This window comes from Streptomyces similanensis (genome assembly GCF_039543625.1).
Classification (GTDB): Bacteria; Actinomycetota; Actinomycetes; order Streptomycetales; family Streptomycetaceae; genus Streptomyces; species Streptomyces similanensis.
In genome coordinates, this window is sequence record NZ_BAABKC010000047.1 from 42,236 (window position 1) to 57,161 (window position 14,926).

At 72.6% G+C, this 14,926-nt stretch carries 16 protein-coding genes; 9 read left to right on the forward strand and 7 right to left on the reverse strand.

Going from position 1 to position 14,926, the window contains the following annotated elements:
• Positions 1-80 precede the first annotated feature (80 nt).
• From ABEB07_RS17075 to ABEB07_RS17085, 3 genes are all read right to left on the reverse strand, one after another.
• Positions 81-479 carry a hypothetical protein gene (locus tag ABEB07_RS17075; protein WP_345669148.1) on the reverse strand — a complete coding sequence of 133 codons (399 nt, stop codon included), beginning with the start codon at positions 477-479 and terminating at the stop codon, positions 81-83.
• Positions 480-663: 184 nt separating this feature from the next.
• A complete protein-coding gene (locus ABEB07_RS17080) occupies positions 664-1,224 on the reverse strand; it encodes a hypothetical protein (protein WP_345669117.1) in 561 nt (186 codons plus the stop codon).
• Between the two features lie 278 nt (positions 1,225-1,502).
• Positions 1,503-3,152 (reverse strand): beta-N-acetylhexosaminidase, encoded by a 1,650-nt coding sequence (locus tag ABEB07_RS17085; protein WP_345669118.1) that lies wholly within the window; start codon positions 3,150-3,152, stop codon positions 1,503-1,505.
• Between the two features lie 108 nt (positions 3,153-3,260).
• Here ABEB07_RS17085 and ABEB07_RS17090 point away from each other — a divergent pair, with 108 nt between their 5' ends.
• The 7 genes from ABEB07_RS17090 to ABEB07_RS17120 all read left to right on the forward strand — a co-directional run bounded on the left by ABEB07_RS17090 (position 3,261) and on the right by ABEB07_RS17120 (position 8,872).
• Complete coding sequence (locus ABEB07_RS17090) at positions 3,261-3,956, forward strand: 2-oxo-4-hydroxy-4-carboxy-5-ureidoimidazoline decarboxylase (protein WP_425589020.1); 696 nt, start codon at positions 3,261-3,263, stop codon at positions 3,954-3,956.
• 148 nt (positions 3,957-4,104) lie between these two features.
• Positions 4,105-4,485, forward strand: a complete 381-nt coding sequence (gene sdhC, locus ABEB07_RS17095) for a succinate dehydrogenase, cytochrome b556 subunit (protein WP_009190275.1) — start codon at positions 4,105-4,107, stop codon at positions 4,483-4,485.
• Positions 4,486-4,490: 5 nt separating this feature from the next.
• Entirely contained in the window at positions 4,491-4,973 is a 483-nt protein-coding gene (locus ABEB07_RS17100) for a succinate dehydrogenase hydrophobic membrane anchor subunit (protein WP_164589549.1), read from the forward strand.
• A gap of 23 nt (positions 4,974-4,996) precedes the next feature.
• The gene (sdhA, locus tag ABEB07_RS17105; protein WP_164589550.1) at positions 4,997-6,751 is read left to right on the forward strand and encodes a succinate dehydrogenase flavoprotein subunit; all 1,755 of its coding nucleotides are present in this window, start codon (positions 4,997-4,999) and stop codon (positions 6,749-6,751) included.
• A complete protein-coding gene (locus ABEB07_RS17110) occupies positions 6,751-7,530 on the forward strand; it encodes a succinate dehydrogenase iron-sulfur subunit (protein ID WP_164589551.1) in 780 nt (259 codons plus the stop codon). Before sdhA ends, ABEB07_RS17110 begins: the two co-directional genes overlap by 1 nt.
• A 166-nt stretch (positions 7,531-7,696) precedes the next feature.
• Positions 7,697-8,107, forward strand: coding sequence for a VOC family protein (locus ABEB07_RS17115; RefSeq protein WP_176150222.1), 411 nt, complete (start codon positions 7,697-7,699; stop codon positions 8,105-8,107).
• Between the two features lie 30 nt (positions 8,108-8,137).
• On the forward strand, positions 8,138-8,872 hold the full coding sequence (locus tag ABEB07_RS17120) for a TetR/AcrR family transcriptional regulator (RefSeq protein ID WP_176150221.1): 735 nt from the start codon (positions 8,138-8,140) through the stop codon (positions 8,870-8,872).
• 3 nt (positions 8,873-8,875) lie between these two features.
• Here ABEB07_RS17120 and ABEB07_RS17125 read toward each other — a convergent pair whose 3' ends face one another.
• Positions 8,876-10,432, reverse strand: a complete 1,557-nt coding sequence (locus ABEB07_RS17125; RefSeq protein WP_164589554.1) for an ABC transporter substrate-binding protein — start codon at positions 10,430-10,432, stop codon at positions 8,876-8,878.
• Between the two features lie 278 nt (positions 10,433-10,710).
• A complete protein-coding gene (locus ABEB07_RS17130; protein ID WP_176150219.1) occupies positions 10,711-10,950 on the reverse strand; it encodes an SCO4848 family membrane protein in 240 nt (79 codons plus the stop codon).
• Between the two features lie 97 nt (positions 10,951-11,047).
• Here ABEB07_RS17130 and ABEB07_RS17135 point away from each other — a divergent pair, with 97 nt between their 5' ends.
• Entirely contained in the window at positions 11,048-12,334 is a 1,287-nt protein-coding gene (locus tag ABEB07_RS17135; protein ID WP_345669119.1) for a D-alanyl-D-alanine carboxypeptidase family protein, read from the forward strand.
• Here ABEB07_RS17135 and ABEB07_RS17140 read toward each other — a convergent pair.
• Positions 12,282-13,205 (reverse strand): YihY/virulence factor BrkB family protein, encoded by a 924-nt coding sequence (locus ABEB07_RS17140; RefSeq protein WP_176150217.1) that lies wholly within the window; start codon positions 13,203-13,205, stop codon positions 12,282-12,284. The two genes, ABEB07_RS17135 and ABEB07_RS17140, sit on opposite strands and share 53 nt — an antisense overlap.
• A gap of 85 nt (positions 13,206-13,290) precedes the next feature.
• On the opposite strand from ABEB07_RS17140, the gene ABEB07_RS17145 reads away from it, so the two are divergent.
• Positions 13,291-14,055 (forward strand): SDR family NAD(P)-dependent oxidoreductase, encoded by a 765-nt coding sequence (locus ABEB07_RS17145; RefSeq protein ID WP_345669120.1) that lies wholly within the window; start codon positions 13,291-13,293, stop codon positions 14,053-14,055.
• Between the two features lie 52 nt (positions 14,056-14,107).
• On the opposite strand, the gene ABEB07_RS17150 is transcribed toward ABEB07_RS17145, so the two are convergent.
• Positions 14,108-14,692, reverse strand: coding sequence for a 2'-5' RNA ligase family protein (locus ABEB07_RS17150; RefSeq protein WP_176150215.1), 585 nt, complete (start codon positions 14,690-14,692; stop codon positions 14,108-14,110).
• Positions 14,693-14,926: the final 234 nt, after the last annotated feature.

Genomic DNA, 14,926 nt, shown 5'->3' on the forward strand with positions numbered 1-14,926 from the left:
GACCGGTGCGCACGCCCCCAAGGCGATCAGCGCCGGGTCCGGCGGAAGTGTCACAGCCGCGGCGGCGGGGCGGCGGCCGCTCAGGCCCGGCCCCGGCCCGCTTCCAGCGCCTCCCGGCACAGCAGCCGCAGCGACCCGTGGCCGCCGTAGCAGCGCCGGGCCTCGTCCACCGGGTCCCAGAACCGCCCGTCCGCGGTGCGCACCCAGTGCTCGCCGCCGGTCGCCCACCACTCGGCGCCGCCCGCGCGGACGATCACCTCCCCGGCGTACGCGCCGAAGCCGCGCAGCACGCTCTCCACCGCCGCGTACGGCGTGCCTTCGCGGCGTATCTCCTCGATCACCCGGTCCACCCGCCACAGGCTGCGCGCCGAGTAGTCCAGGCGCAGCCGGGCGCCCTCGCGCATCGCCGCCACGGTGTCCGCCGCCCAGCGCGCCGGGCGGGCGGCGGCGTGCGGCCTGGTCTGCTGCCGATTGGTCACTTGCTGCGCTGTCACATAGGGATTGAGCGCCGCGCGGGCCGGTTCCGTCACCGCCGATCCGGCCGGTTCCGGCAACCCGCCCAGGACCCGCGCAGCATGCCCGCAGGACGCTCACAGGATCACCGCCCCACCGGGGTGCGGGGCCGGTGTCACCCCCGGCCGCGACCCCGCCGCCGGGCCGGTGTCACACCCGGCCGCGGGCCCGGCGGGAGACCACCGCGCGCAGCACCCGGCGGCCCTCCGTGGAGACCGCCAGCGCCTGGCGCAGTCCGGCGGGGCCGGGGCCGGCGAGGAGTTCCAGGACCGTGATCTGGCGGCGCAGCTCCCCCGCGGCCAAGGGGGACATGCCGTCCGTACGGCCCTGCCGGCGGGCGTCGACCGGGGCGGCGTCCGCGGCCGGGTCCAGGAGCAGGTGGATGCGCAGGGCGGCGACCGAGCAGGCGTCGGCCCACTCCCGTACGCCGTCGGCGGCCGGGGCGGCCGGGGCCGTGCCGAGCATCCGGCGGGCCAGCAGCGCGGCCTCGTCCTCGGCGGGGTCCTCGGGGCCGGCCGCCGCGAGCGCGCCGCGCGCCCGCTCCAGGCGACCGGACCAGCCGGCGCCGGAGCCGTCCGCCAGGGCGCCCCACAGCGGGCGCAGCACCTCGTCGTCGCCGCCGAGCAGCGGAACGCACCGATCCAAACAAGCCAGCCCGCTGGCGGCCAGTCCTCGCTCGTCGGCCCGCGCGATCAGTTCCACCAGGCTCATGCTCGCCTCCCCGCCAGGACCCCGACCTTCCAGGAAGGCCGTGGTTACCGGTGCCGCACCCGCGGTCGCCCCGTAGTGTCACACGCCGATCACACCCAGTCGAGGGTGCGGCGGGAGAAAGATTCCGGCCAACCACGCGCCACACCCGGCGGGGCGTACGGCGAGCGGCGCAGTGCCCCGCACGCACGGCGGGCGGGCACGGCGCGACGCGCGGGCCGGTCGGCCCGCGCGTCGCGGTGGCGGTGGTGGCGGTGAGTGGCCGCAGGGGGGCGGGGCGGTCAGCTCACGTGGTTCGCCAGGGTCTCGAAGTCCGGCCAGGACAGGGCCGGCTTGCGGGAGTCCCACAGTTTCTGGGCGGTCGCCCGCAGCGGCATGCGGATGCCGGCCGCCACCTGGTCCTGGGTCTGGGAGTGCGCCAGGTCGCACCAGACGGCGAAGGAGCCGCCGAGGATCTGCGCGTCGTAGCGGGCGGGGACCGCCTCCGTGCCGCGCAGCACCCGCGGGGTCCACTGCTCGTAGATCCGCCGGCCGGTCGGGTAGACGAAGGTCTGCGGCTCGCCGAGGACGTAGTACAGGAACTCGTCGTTGTAGTTGATCACCTTGCGGCCGGCGCTCAGATAGGCGTCCGGCTGCCGGGCGCCGAACTCCTTGCCGGTCCAGTAGGCGACCTCGATGTCCTCGCCCGGCCGCACGGAGGCGTCCCGGAAGAAGCCGTCGTTCCAGGCGCGCGGGGCGCGCTCGTGCGCGCGGACGGTGGCGGCGCGGTCGTTCAGCCAGCCGGTGGTGAGGTCGGCCACGGTGCCGCCGGAGCCGTACGCCGTGCGCGCGGCGGCGGCCAGTCGCGGGTAGGACGCCTCGGGGTCGCGCACGGTCAGCGCCTGGTACTCGTCGCCGCCCAGGTGCCAGTAGCCGCCGGGGAAGACGCCCGCGAACTCGTTCAGGAGGTCGTCGACGATCCGGGCCGAGGCGGGCTTGGAGATGTCGACGGCGCCCTTGGTGGCCACGCCCCGCGCGTCACGCAGCTGGAGGTCGGGGTGGGCGGCGATGACCGCGCCCAGGTGGCCGGGCGAGTCGATCTCCGGCACGACGGTGATGTGCCGGCTCGCCGCCAGGTCCACGATCCGCTTGACCTGCGCCTTGGTGAGGTGGTCTGCGGAGACGATCTCGGGGTGCGTGTCGGACTGGACGCGGAAGCTCTGGTCGTCGGAGAAGTGCAGCCCGAGCTCGTTGTACTTCAGGTCGCCCAGTTCCCGTACGCGGTCCTCGATCCAGTCGGCCGTGAACGGCTTGCGGGCGATGTCGAGCAGGAAGCCGCGGCGCGGTTTGGCCGGCGCGTCGTCCACCACGCCCTCGGGCGCGGTCCCGCCGCCGCGCACCTCCTGCTTCAGGGTGCGGGTGCCGTAGAAGACGCCCGCGTCGGAGGGCCCGCTGACGGTGACGGCGCCGCCGCGCACGGTCAGGGTGTACGACTCGGGGCCGCCGCTCCCGGCGCCGGCCAGGGCGAGCCGTACGTCCCCGGCGCGGGCGTCGGTCCGCTCGCCCGCGTAGGTCAGGCCCAGCTCGCTCGCCGTCAGCCGGCCCTCGTCGGCCAGGGACGGGTCGGTCACCACCACCCGGTCGCCGCGGGCCGGGCGCCAGCCGGGGCCGCGGGCGGCGGTGTGCGCGCGGACGGCCGGGATGGTGCGCGGGGCCTTGGAGAGGGGGTAGGCGCGGGTCGGGCTCGCCGAGGCCGGAGACGAGGAGGCGGCGGACGCGGCGGACGCCTCGGGCGCGCCGCGCGCCGGTCCCGCCGGGGACCCGTCGCCGTCGAACGCGCCGACGCCGAGCGCGACGCCGAGGCCGGCCGTGACCGCTAACGCCCCGGCGGCCAGGACCCGCCCGCGCCGCGGCTTTCGCGCCGGAGGACGGCGCCGCCTGTGCTGACTCACTCCGTCAACCTACGGCCTCAGCGGAGGGGGCGCGTCCACCGGCCGTTCCCAAACTCCGCCGTCCGGGTGAAATCCGCGTATGCGACGGACAGGTCATGATCATTCCCTATAACGTGGCCGCACAGCTCACTTCGCCCCTCCCCCGATCGCCCCGTCACCCCCCGCTCACCCCCCGTCGCCCCCGTCGATCCCGTCGACCCCGTCCGAGGACCCACGCTGCCCGCGCAGACCCTGGAGCACTTCAACACCGCCCCGCCCGACGAGGCCCGCCGCACCCTCCTGACCTGCCTGCACAGCACCCGCTGGGCCCACCGCCTCACCGCCCACCGCCCCTACCCCGACCTGCCGGCCCTGCTGGCGGCGGCGGACGAGGCGGCCTACGACCTGAGCCCGGCCGACCTGGCGGAGGCGCTGGCGACGGAGCCCGCGCCCGCTCTGCCCGCCGGCATCTACCTGGCGGCCTCCACGGCCCTGAGCGCCGCCCGCTCGGCCTACGAGGCCCGGTTCGGCCACCGGTTCGTCGTCTGCCTGGACGACATCGCCCCGGACGAGGCCGTGGACCGGGCCCTGGCGGCGATCCGGTCACGATTGACGAACGATCCGGAAGAGGAACGGATCACCACGGCGGACGAACTCCGCCGTCTGGCCAGGGGGCGGCTCGGCACCGCCGTCGAGGGGCCCGGGGCCGCGCCCCCGAGCGGCTCCGCCGCGGGGCGCGAACAGCCCGCACCCGCCCGCGTCCGGCAGCAGAACGCGCCCGCCCGCCCGGCGGCCGCCCCGACTCATCCGTCCGTGCAAGTTTGAGTGCCAGTTTGATCACACCGGCAGGCCCGCTGCAAAGCTCGCGGCAGCGCATCGCTACGATGCTGGGGGCCGGTGGACCGTACCCGGCCGGGCCCGACCGACAGTGAAGCCGGCGCGGCCCTAGTCCCCGCTCCCGGAGGGTTCTTCCGTGCCGGCTGGAACGCTGTACCGCGGACGGGAAGGAATGTGGTCCTGGGTGGCTCACCGAGTCACCGGCGTCCTCATCTTCTTCTTCCTGTTCGTTCACGTGCTGGACACCGCGCTCGTCCGCGTGTCTCCCGAGGACTACGACAAGGTCGTGTCCACGTACAAGACCCCGATCGTCGCGTGCCTGGAATACGGCCTCGTCGCCGCCATCCTCTTCCACGCGCTCAACGGCCTTCGGGTCATCGCCGTCGACTTCTGGGCCAAGGGCGCCCGCTACCAGAAGCAGATGCTCTGGACCGTCGTCGGCGTCTGGGTCGTGCTCATGATCGGGGCGATCTACCCCGTCCTCGGCCACGCCGCTCGAGTCGTCTTCGGGAGCTGACGCGCATGTCCACCACCGAATCCCCCGCTTCCGGCATCGGCCCCGTCGAGGGCGCCTCCGTCTACACCGTGGACAACCCGGCGCCGTTCATCGAGGCCCCCCGCAAGCGCACCAAGAAGACCCCGAAGTCGACCCGGGGCAACTTCGAGATGTACGGCTGGCTGTTCATGCGGCTGTCCGGCATCGTGCTGGTCGTCCTCGTCATCGGGCACCTGCTGATCCAGCTCGTCCTGGACGGCGGCGTCTCCAAGGTCGGCTTCGCCTTCGTCGCCGGCCGCTGGGCCTCCCCCTGGTGGCAGGTCTGGGACCTGCTGATGCTGTGGCTGGCCATGCTGCACGGCTGCAACGGCCTGCGTACCGTCATCAACGACTACGCGGAGCGCGCCAACACGCGGCTGTGGCTGAAGGGCCTGCTCTACACCGCCACGGTGTGGACCATCCTGCTGGGCACGCTGGTGATCTTCACCTTCGACCCGAACATCCGATAGGCACGGGGCTGAGGCATCCACTGATGAAGATCCACAAGTACGACACCGTCATCGTCGGCGCGGGTGGCGCCGGTATGCGCGCCGCCATCGAGTCGACGAAGCGCAGCCGCACCGCCGTGCTGACCAAGCTCTACCCCACCCGCTCCCACACGGGCGCCGCGCAGGGCGGCATGGCCGCCGCGCTGGCCAACGTGGAGGAGGACAACTGGGAGTGGCACACCTTCGACACGGTCAAGGGCGGTGACTACCTGGTCGACCAGGACGCCGCCGAGATCCTGGCGAAGGAGGCCATCGACTCCGTCCTCGACCTGGAGAAGATGGGCCTGCCGTTCAACCGCACCCCGAACGGCACCATCGACCAGCGCCGCTTCGGCGGCCACTCGCGCAACCACGGCGAGGCCCCGGTCCGCCGCTCCTGCTACGCGGCCGACCGCACCGGTCACATGATCCTCCAGACGCTGTACCAGAACTGCGTCAAGGAGGGCGTGGAGTTCTTCAACGAGTTCTACGTCCTGGACCAGCTGATCACCGAGGTCGACGGCGTCAAGCGGTCCGCCGGCGTGGTGGCCTACGAGCTGGCGACCGGCGAGATCCACGTCTTCCAGGCGAAGTCCGTGATCTACGCCTCCGGCGGCACCGGCAAGTTCTTCCGGGTGACCTCCAACGCGCACACCCTGACCGGTGACGGCCAGGCCGCCGTGTACCGGCGCGGGCTGCCGCTGGAGGACATGGAGTTCTTCCAGTTCCACCCGACCGGCATCTGGCGCATGGGCATCCTGCTCACCGAGGGCGCCCGCGGCGAGGGCGGCATCTTGCGCAACAAGGACGGCGAGCGCTTCATGGAGAAGTACGCTCCCGTCATGAAGGACCTGGCGTCCCGCGACGTCGTGTCCCGCTCGATCTACACGGAGATCCGCGAGGGCCGCGGCTGCGGTCCCGAGGGCGACCACGTGTACCTCGACCTGACGCACCTGCCGCCGGAGCAGCTGGACGCCAAGCTGCCCGACATCACCGAGTTCGCGCGGACCTACCTCGGCATCGAGCCCTACACGGACCCGATCCCGATCCAGCCCACCGCGCACTACGCCATGGGCGGCATCCCGACCAACGTCCAGGGCGAGGTCCTCGCGGACAACACCACCGTCGTCCCGGGTCTGTACGCGGCCGGCGAGGTCGCCTGCGTGTCGGTGCACGGCGCCAACCGCCTGGGCACCAACTCGCTGCTGGACATCAACGTCTTCGGCAAGCGGGCCGGCATCGCCGCCGCCGAGTACGCGCACACCGCGGACTTCGTCGAGCTGCCGGAGGACCCGGCCTCGCTCGTCGTCGGGCAGATCGAGCAGCTGCGGTCCTCCACGGGCACCGAGCGGGTGGCGGAGCTGCGCCGCGAGCTCCAGGACACCATGGACGCCAACGTCATGGTGTTCCGCACCGAGCAGACGATCAAGACGGCGGTCGAGAAGATCGCCGAGCTGCGCGAGCGCTACCGCAACGTGGCGATCCAGGACAAGGGCAAGCGGTTCAACACCGACCTGCTGGAGGCCATCGAGCTGGGCAACCTGCTGGACCTGGCCGAGGTCATGGCGGTCTCCGCGCTGGCCCGCAAGGAGTCCCGCGGCGGTCACTACCGCGAGGACTACCCGAACCGCGACGACGTCAACTTCATGCGCCACACCATGGCGTACCGCGAGGTCGGCGCCGACGGGTCCGAATCCATCCGTCTCGACTACAAGCCGGTCGTCCAGACCCGCTACCAGCCGATGGAGCGTAAGTACTGATGGCAACCCCTGTTCTGGACAAGGCGGATGCGGCCGGGCAGCCCGAGCCGGGATTCGCCGACTCCCCCTACATCACCGTCACCTTCCGCGTCCGCCGGTTCAACCCGGAGGTCTCCGCGGAGTCGGTCTGGGAAGACTTCCAGCTGGAGATCGACCCCAAGGAGCGCGTCCTCGACGCCCTGCACAAGATCAAGTGGGACCTGGACGGCACGCTGACGTTCCGCCGCTCCTGCGCGCACGGCATCTGCGGCTCGGACGCCATGCGGATCAACGGCAAGAACCGCCTCGCCTGCAAGACGCTGATCAAGGACATCAACCCCGAGAAGCCGATCACGGTCGAGGCCATAAAGGGCCTGACGGTCCTGAAGGACCTGGTCGTCGACATGGAGCCGTTCTTCCAGGCGTACCGGGACGTGATGCCCTTCCTGATCACGAAGGACACCAACGAGCCCACCCGGGAGCGGCTCCAGTCGGCCGAGGACCGGGCACGGTTCGACGACACCACGAAGTGCATCCTGTGCGCGGCGTGCACCTCGTCCTGCCCGGTGTTCTGGAACGACGGCCAGTACTTCGGTCCGGCCGCCATCGTCAACGCCCACCGGTTCATCTTCGACAGCCGTGACGAGGCCGGTGAGCAGCGGCTGGAGATCCTGAACGACAAGGACGGCGTCTGGCGCTGCCGCACCACCTTCAACTGCACCGACGCCTGCCCGCGCGGCATCGAGGTGACGAAGGCGATCGCCGAGGTGAAGCGGGCGCTGATCACGCGCCGCTTCTGACCCCGGCCACCCGCGGTCTGTGCGCGAAGGGCCTTGCTCCCACCGGAGCGGGGCCCTTCGGGCTGTCGCGGCGGCCGCCGCCCGGTGGGCCGGGCGGGTGACGCGGGGGCCGGTCGTGCGGGGTGTGCGCCGGGGCGGGGGCCGGGACCGTACCTAATCTGATCGCATGTCAGATGACGAGTCGTACGAGCTGCTCGGGTTCGACAACGTGCTGCTGCCCGTCGGGGATCTCGACGAGGCCGTCCGCTTCTACGCACGGGCCGGGTTCGAGGTGGCGTTCCGGCTGGACGAGGCCCGGATCGCGCTGCTGAAGGTGGGCGGCGAGACGCCGGGCGTCCTGCTGCGCGCGGAGGAGGCGCTGGGCCGCCGCACGCCGCCGTGGCCCTCGCCGCGGATCTGGCTGGAGGTGCCGGACGCCCGGGCGGCGGCGCGGGAACTGGCCCGGGCCGGGATCGCGCTGCTGGACGAGCCGTCGGCGGTGGCCACCGGCTGGACGGTGGAGATCGCCGACCCGTGGGGCAACGTCCTCGGCTTCACCGACTACACCAAGCGCCCGGAGCTGGGCCGCCGGCCGTGACGGCGTGCGGCCAGTGACTAGGCTCTCCCCGTGCCCGAGAAGAACAGCAGCAAGTCCGAGCAGACCCGTGCCCTGATCCTGGAGACGGCCATGCGGCTGTTCCAGGAGCGCGGCTACGACAAGACGACCATGCGGGCCATCGCCACGGAGGCCGGGGTCTCGGTCGGCAGCGCGTACTACTACTTCGAGGGCAAGGAACACCTGATCCAGGGCTTCTACGACCGGATCGCCGCCGAGCAGCGGGCGGCGGTGCGCGAGGTCCTGGACCGGGAGACCGACCTGGAGGCGCGGCTCGCCGGGGTGCTGAAGACCTGGCTGGACATCGCCACGCCGTACCACGAGTTCGCGGTGCAGTTCTTCAAGAACGCGGCCGACCCGGACAGTCCGCTCAGCCCCTTCTCCACCGAGTCCGAGCACGCCCGCGAGGAGGCCATCAGCGTCCACAAGGAGGTGCTGTACGGGGCGCGGACGAAGGTGGCTCCCGAACTGCGCGAGGTGCTGCCCGAGTTGATGTGGCTGGCCCAGATGGGGCTGGTCCTGTACTGGGTGTTCGACCGCACCGAGGGCCGTCGGCGCAGCTACCGGCTGGCCGAGCGCGGCGCCCGCCTGACCGCGCGGGGCGTCTCGCTGGCCCGCTTCCGCGTGCTGCGGCCCCTGGTGCTGGAGGTCCACGAGCTGTTCACGGACTTCCTGCCCGGCATGACGAAGGCGCTGCCGGACCCGGCGGCCGAGAAACGGCCGGCCGGGTCCGCGGCCGACGGGTGACGGTCAGATCCAGGTGAGCTTCCACAGCCGGAAGACGCCCGTGCCGTCCGACAGGTACTGGCCGCCGCCGACGTCCTCGGTGGAGACGACGTACTCCTTCTGCTGCCACAGCGGGATCAGCGGGACGTCCTCGGCCACGTCCGCCTGGAGGTCGCGGAAGTCGGAGGAGACCCTGCCGCGGTCGGCGTAGCGGCGGCTGTCGGTGATCAGGCCGTCGACGGCCTTGCTGCTGTAGCCGGTGTTCATGCTGGAGCCGGTGCCGACGAGCGGGGCGCCGAAGGTGTCCGGGTCGGGGTAGTCGGCGACCCAGCCGACCGCCCAGGCGTCCAGCTTGCCGGCCGTGTAGCGCTTCTGGAACGCGGTCCACTCGTAGCCCTTGACGTCGACCTTGAACAGGCCGCTCGCCTCCAGCTGCTTCTTGATCGCCGCGGCCTCCTCGGCGCCCGCGCCGCGGCCCACGCCGTAGCCGTAGGTGAAGCGCACCGGCAGGGAGACGCCGGCCTCGGTCAGCAGGGCGCGCGCCTTCTGGGCGCTCTGCGCGGGGTAGGCGTCGAAGAACGAGGTGGTGTGGCCGGTGAGTCCGGCCGGGATCAGCGAGTACAGCGGGTCGACGGTCCCGTCGTACACGTCGGAGGCCAGCTCCTCCCGGTTGAGCAGCCAGGCGACGGCGCGGCGGACGCGGGCGTCGTGCAGCGGCGAGGAGGCGTGGGTGTTGAGGTAGAGGTTGCGGGTCTCGGAGCTGTCGCTGACCGATACGCGCTGGTCGGGGTCGCTGGGGTTGAGTCCGGCGAGGACCTTGGGCGTCAGGGTGCGGGTGGCGACGTCGACGGTCTTGTCCTGCCAGGCCGTGTCGAGCGCGTCGCCGTCGGCGAAGTAGCGCAGTTCGACCGGCTTGCCGGTGGCGGTGACCGCGCCCTCGTAGGAGCCGTTGGGCTCCATCACGGCGGACTTCCCCTTGACGTACCGCTTGAGGCGGTAGGGGCCGGTGCCGTCGACGTCGCCGCCGGTGCGCAGCGCGTCCTTCGGGTAGCGGGTGTGGTCGACGATGGAGCCGGCGCCGGTGGCCACCTTGAACGGGAAGGTGGCGTCCGGCGTGGTCAGGTGGAACGTCACGGTCGTGCCGTCGGCGTCCACCGAGCCGAGGGTGTCGAACAGGGACGCCGGGCCGACGTCGGACTTGATCTTCTTGACCCGGTCGAAGGAGTACTTCACGTCCTCGGCGGTCATCGCGCGTCCGCTCGGGAACTTCAGGCCCTCGCGCAGTCGGCAGCGGTAGGTGCGCAGTCCGGTGTCGGTGAAGGAGCAGCTCTTGGCGGCGTCCGGGACGGGGGTGGTGCCGTCGGACTCGAAGGTCAGCAGCGACTGGAAGAGGTTGCTGTACAGGGCCCAGGAGCCGGCGTCGTAGGCGCCGGCCGGGTCGAGCGAGGTGACGGCGTCCGTGGTGCCGACGGTGATCGTCTTGTCGGTCCCGCCCCGGGAGGGGAGCAGCCGCCAGGCGCTCACGCCCACGATCGCCACCACGAGCAGCGCCAACAGAATCCGTATGCGAACCGACCGCATCGGTGATGTCCCTCCCGGGCCCGCCCGGGCCGTCGTGCATGCGCCACACACCTGAGTGGCGCGGCAACCTAATCACACGTGTTTCGCCCGGGGGAAGAGGGTTTTGGAGAGGATGAGAAGACGTTATGAAGAACCGTATCCAGTTTGTTTCACAGCAAGTCCTCAGGAGTTCCCGGTGGCTTGGTGAAATGGTATGAAATGTCGGTTCTGTTGGCCTTCTCGTCCCCTGACGCCCGCACACGCGGGAGAGTCGCGGCAAGGGCGGCGGCCCTGGGGGGCTATGACGTCCGGCGCAGTGCGCGCAGTCCGCGCAACCCGAGGACGCCGATGGCCGTCCCCCATAGGAAGGAGACGACGGCCAGCGCGAGATGCACCCAGAAGTACGCCGTCGGGTGCCCGTCGTCGAACGCGAGCCCGCTGCTGTCCGCGACGAGATTCTTGACGAAAGTGACCCAGATGATCCAACTCCACACCCCGAAGACGAGCAGGAACCAGGAGACCGGGCGGCTGAGCTTCATGCCTTCAGTATCGCTGCCGGGCGCCCGGGGCCGGGCCGGGGGTGGAAGCGGGGGCTCGGGTGCGGCCCCGGCGGGCGGTGCGGGTACGTTTCCGACCGTGCCCGCACCCCACAAGAGCGCCCAGCGCACCCTGCTGGTCGCCTCCGCAGCCCTGCTGTCCCTGTCGCTGACCGCGCCCGCCGCCCTCGCCGCACCGGGCCCCAAGTCCGGCAAGCCGGCCGCTCCCCCGGCGGGCATGTCCACCCTCGGCGGCGCCCGCCTCGGCCTGGCGGGCACCCAGGTGAACCTCTCGGCCGGCGTGCCGGTGCTGCCCAAGGACCTCACCGCCCGCTCCTGGATCGTCGCCGACGCCGAGTCCGGGCAGGTGCTCGCCGCGCACAACGCGCACTGGCGGCTGCCCCCGGCCAGCACCCTGAAGATGCTGTTCGCCGACACCGTCCTGCCGAAGTTCCCGGCGGCGCAGCAGCACAAGGTGATCACGAGCGACCTGGCCGGCATGGGCGAGGGCTCCAGCCTGGTCGGCATAAAGGAGAACGAGAGCTACTCCGTGCGCGATCTGTGGCTCGGCGTCTTCCTGCGCTCCGGCAACGACGCCGTGCACGTGCTGTCCGCGATGAACGGCGGCGTCGGGGCCACCGTGGCGGACATGAACGCGCACGCCCAGGACCTCCAGGCCCTGGACACCCACGTGGTCAGCCCGGACGGCTACGACGCGCCCGGGCAGGTCTCCTCCGCCTACGACCTCACCCTGTTCGCGCGCTCCGGGCTCCAGAAGAAGGACTTCCGCGCCTACTGCTCGACCGTGCGGGCCGAGTTCCCCGGCGAGACGAAGAAGGACAAGAAGGGGAAGACCACCCGGGACTCCTTCGAGATCCAGAACACCGACCGGCTGCTCAGCGGCGACTACGACATGTCCGTCTACCCGGGCATCGCCGGGGTGAAGAACGGCAACACCACCAACGCCGGCGCCACCTTCACCGGCGTCGCCGAACGCGGCGGCCGGGTGCTGCTGGTCACGGTGATGAACCCGGAGAAGAAGGAGCACAACGAGGTCTACCGGGAGACGGCGAAGCTCTTCGACTGGGGCTTCCAGGCGGCCGGCAAGGCGCAGCCGGTGGGCGAACTGGTGGCGCCCCGGAGCGCGCGGGGCGCGACACCGGCGGCGCCCTCGGCCGGAGCGGCGGGCGGCGGACAGGCGGGCGGCGGACAGGGCGGTGCGCCGGCCGGGCCGGTGGCGAGCGCCGCGGTGAGCGGCGGCTCCCGCGGCATGGGCGTCGCCCTCGGCATCGCCGGCGGACTGGTGGTGCTGCTGGCGGCCGGCGCCTTCCTGGTCAACCGCCGCTGGCCGCTGCCGGACCTGGTGCGCCGCCGCTCCCGCTCCTGAGCGCCCCGGCCGGCTCCGGGTCCGCCTTGCTGCCGGTCGCCGTCCAGGCCGCGCAGTACAGCACCAGTTTGCAGGTGAAGTTGATCCACAGCAGCAGGGCGACCGGGACGCCGAACGCGCCGTACATGCTCTTCGCCGCCACGCCCTGGATGTAGCCGCTCAGCAGCAGCTTGAGCAGTTCGAAGCCGACCGCGCCGTTCAGCGCGGCCACCAGCAGCCGGCGGCGGGGCGGCTCCGCGCCGGGCAGCAGCGTCAGGACGTACAACAGCACCAGGAAGTCGGCGAGTACGGCCACGACGAACGCGATCACCCGCAACACCACGCTGCCCCAGCCGTGTTCGTCCAGACCCGCCTGGCGCGACACCCAGCCCACGGCGGCCGAGGCGACGGCGGAGGCGGCGAAGGTGACCAGCACCGCGCCGCCCAGGCCGACGAGGATCCCGGCGTCCTTCAGCCTGACCAGGACCGGGTTCTCGTCCGGGTCGGCCAGCTCCCACACCGCGCGCAGGCAGTCGCGCACCTGCGCCACCCAGTTGACCCCGGTCAGCAGCAGCACCGCGCCCGCGATGACACTGACCGCGCCGGCGTTCTGCGCCAGGGAGGCGATGTCGAGTTCGTTGCCGAGACCCGGGAACTGCTGGGCGATCTTGCCCTCCAGGGTGCGCTGCTGGGCCCCGGTGAGGGTGGCGGCGCCGATCGCGGCGGCCACGGTCAGCAGCGGGAAGAGCGCGACGAAGCTGACGAACGTCATGGCGGCCGCCAGCCGCGTCCACTTCACCCGGTCCAGGCGCTCGTACGACCGCCACGCGTGGGTGAGCATCAGCCGCGCCAGCGGGGGCCCGACGACCGGGAGCTTCTTCAGCCAGTCCATGGTCGGACCGTTCCCCCTCAACGCGCGCGCCAACACAGCGTTTCTGCGACAAAGCGCGCATAACCGGACGATACAGTCGGCTGCCGTGAAGAACGCCTCCGGTCCCGCCCGTCTCCCCCGGTCCCTGCTCGTGCTCGGCGGCACGTCCCCGATCGCGCTGGCCACCGCCCGCCGGCTCGTCGCGCGCCGCACCCGCACCATCTGGCTGGCGGGCCGCCCCTCGCCCGAACTGGCCGGAGCCGCCGCGCACCTGCGCACCCTGGGCGCCGAGGTGCACACCGTCGACTTCGACGCGCTGGACACCGACGCCCACGAGTACGCGCTCGGCAAGGTGTTCGCCGAGGGCGGCGTCGACATGGTCCTGCTGGCCTTCGGCATCCACGGCGACCAGGCCTACGACGAGCGCGACCCGCCGGCCGCGGTGCGCGTCGCGCGGACCAACTACACCGGGGCCCTCTCCGCCGGTCTGACCGCCGCACGGCTGCTCCAGAACCAGGGCCGCGGCTCGCTCGTCGTGCTCTCCGCGGCCGCCGCCGCACGGGCCCGCCGCACCGACTTCCTCTACGGCTCCAGCAAGGCCGGCCTGGACGTCTTCGCCCAGGGCCTGGGCGACGCCCTGTACGGCACGGGCGTGCACGTCATGATCGTGCGCCCCGACGCCGTCCGCGCTCCGGCGCGCCCCGGCCACCGGGTGCCGCCGCTCGCCTGCACCCCGGAGGAGGTCGCCACGGCCGTCGAGCTGGGGCTGCGGCGGCGCTCGGAGAGCGTGTGGGTGCCGGGGGCGCTGCGCGTGGTGACGGCGGTGCTGCGGCACCTGCCGCGCGCGCTGTACCGGCGGCTGCCGCTGTAGGGCCCCGAGCGGCTCCGCGGGGCCACGAGGGGAGGCGGGGCGGCGGGGGTGGTCAGCGGGTGGGGAGGGTGCCGTGGTCGTCGGCGGGGGACGCCTGGGGCGGCACCGTCCCGCGGCCGCCGAAGGTGAACTCGCGCAGCTTGTGCCACACCCCGGCGGAGTCCTGCCGGTGCAGGGCGAAGCCGGTGCACGGCCACTGGGCCCGGTAGTCGGCCAGCTCCTTCTGGGCGCGGTCCATCCCGGCCTCGTCGATGCCGTGCGCCACCGTGACGTGCGGGTGGTAGGGGAACTGGAGTTCACGGGGCACCGGCCCGGAGGCGGACCGCACCCGCTGCTGGAGCCGGGTGCACTCCTCGGCGCCCGCGACCACCCGGACGTACACCACCGGCGACAGCGGACGGAAGGAGTCGGTGCCGGACAGCCGCATCGTGAAGGGGCGCCCGGCGGCGGCCACCTCGCTCAGATGGGCCTCGACCGCCGGCAGCTCGGCGGCCGCCACCTCGGTCGGCGGCAGCAGGGTGACGTGCGTGGGGATGCCATGAGCCGCGGCGTCACCGAAGCCCGCGCGCCGCTCCTGGAGCAGGCTGCCGTGAGGCTCCGGGACCGCGATCGACACGCCGATCGTTACGGTCCCCACGTCGTCTCCTGTCGTCGTGCCGATGGTCTGTCGTCGTCCCGGGCGCCGTCCCCCGCCGCGCACCCGGCCGTGTCGCCCCGACCACTCGGGCTCCGGCCGTCGCGTCGCGGCCGTCCGGCCTTCGACTGTACGGCCACGGGCGGGCCGGCGGCAGGCGCGGCGGCAGTGATGTGCAGCGCTCTGCCCGGTCCGCCGCGCGAGCCGTGGTGCGCCTCGGGGCCCGGCGGTCCGGCG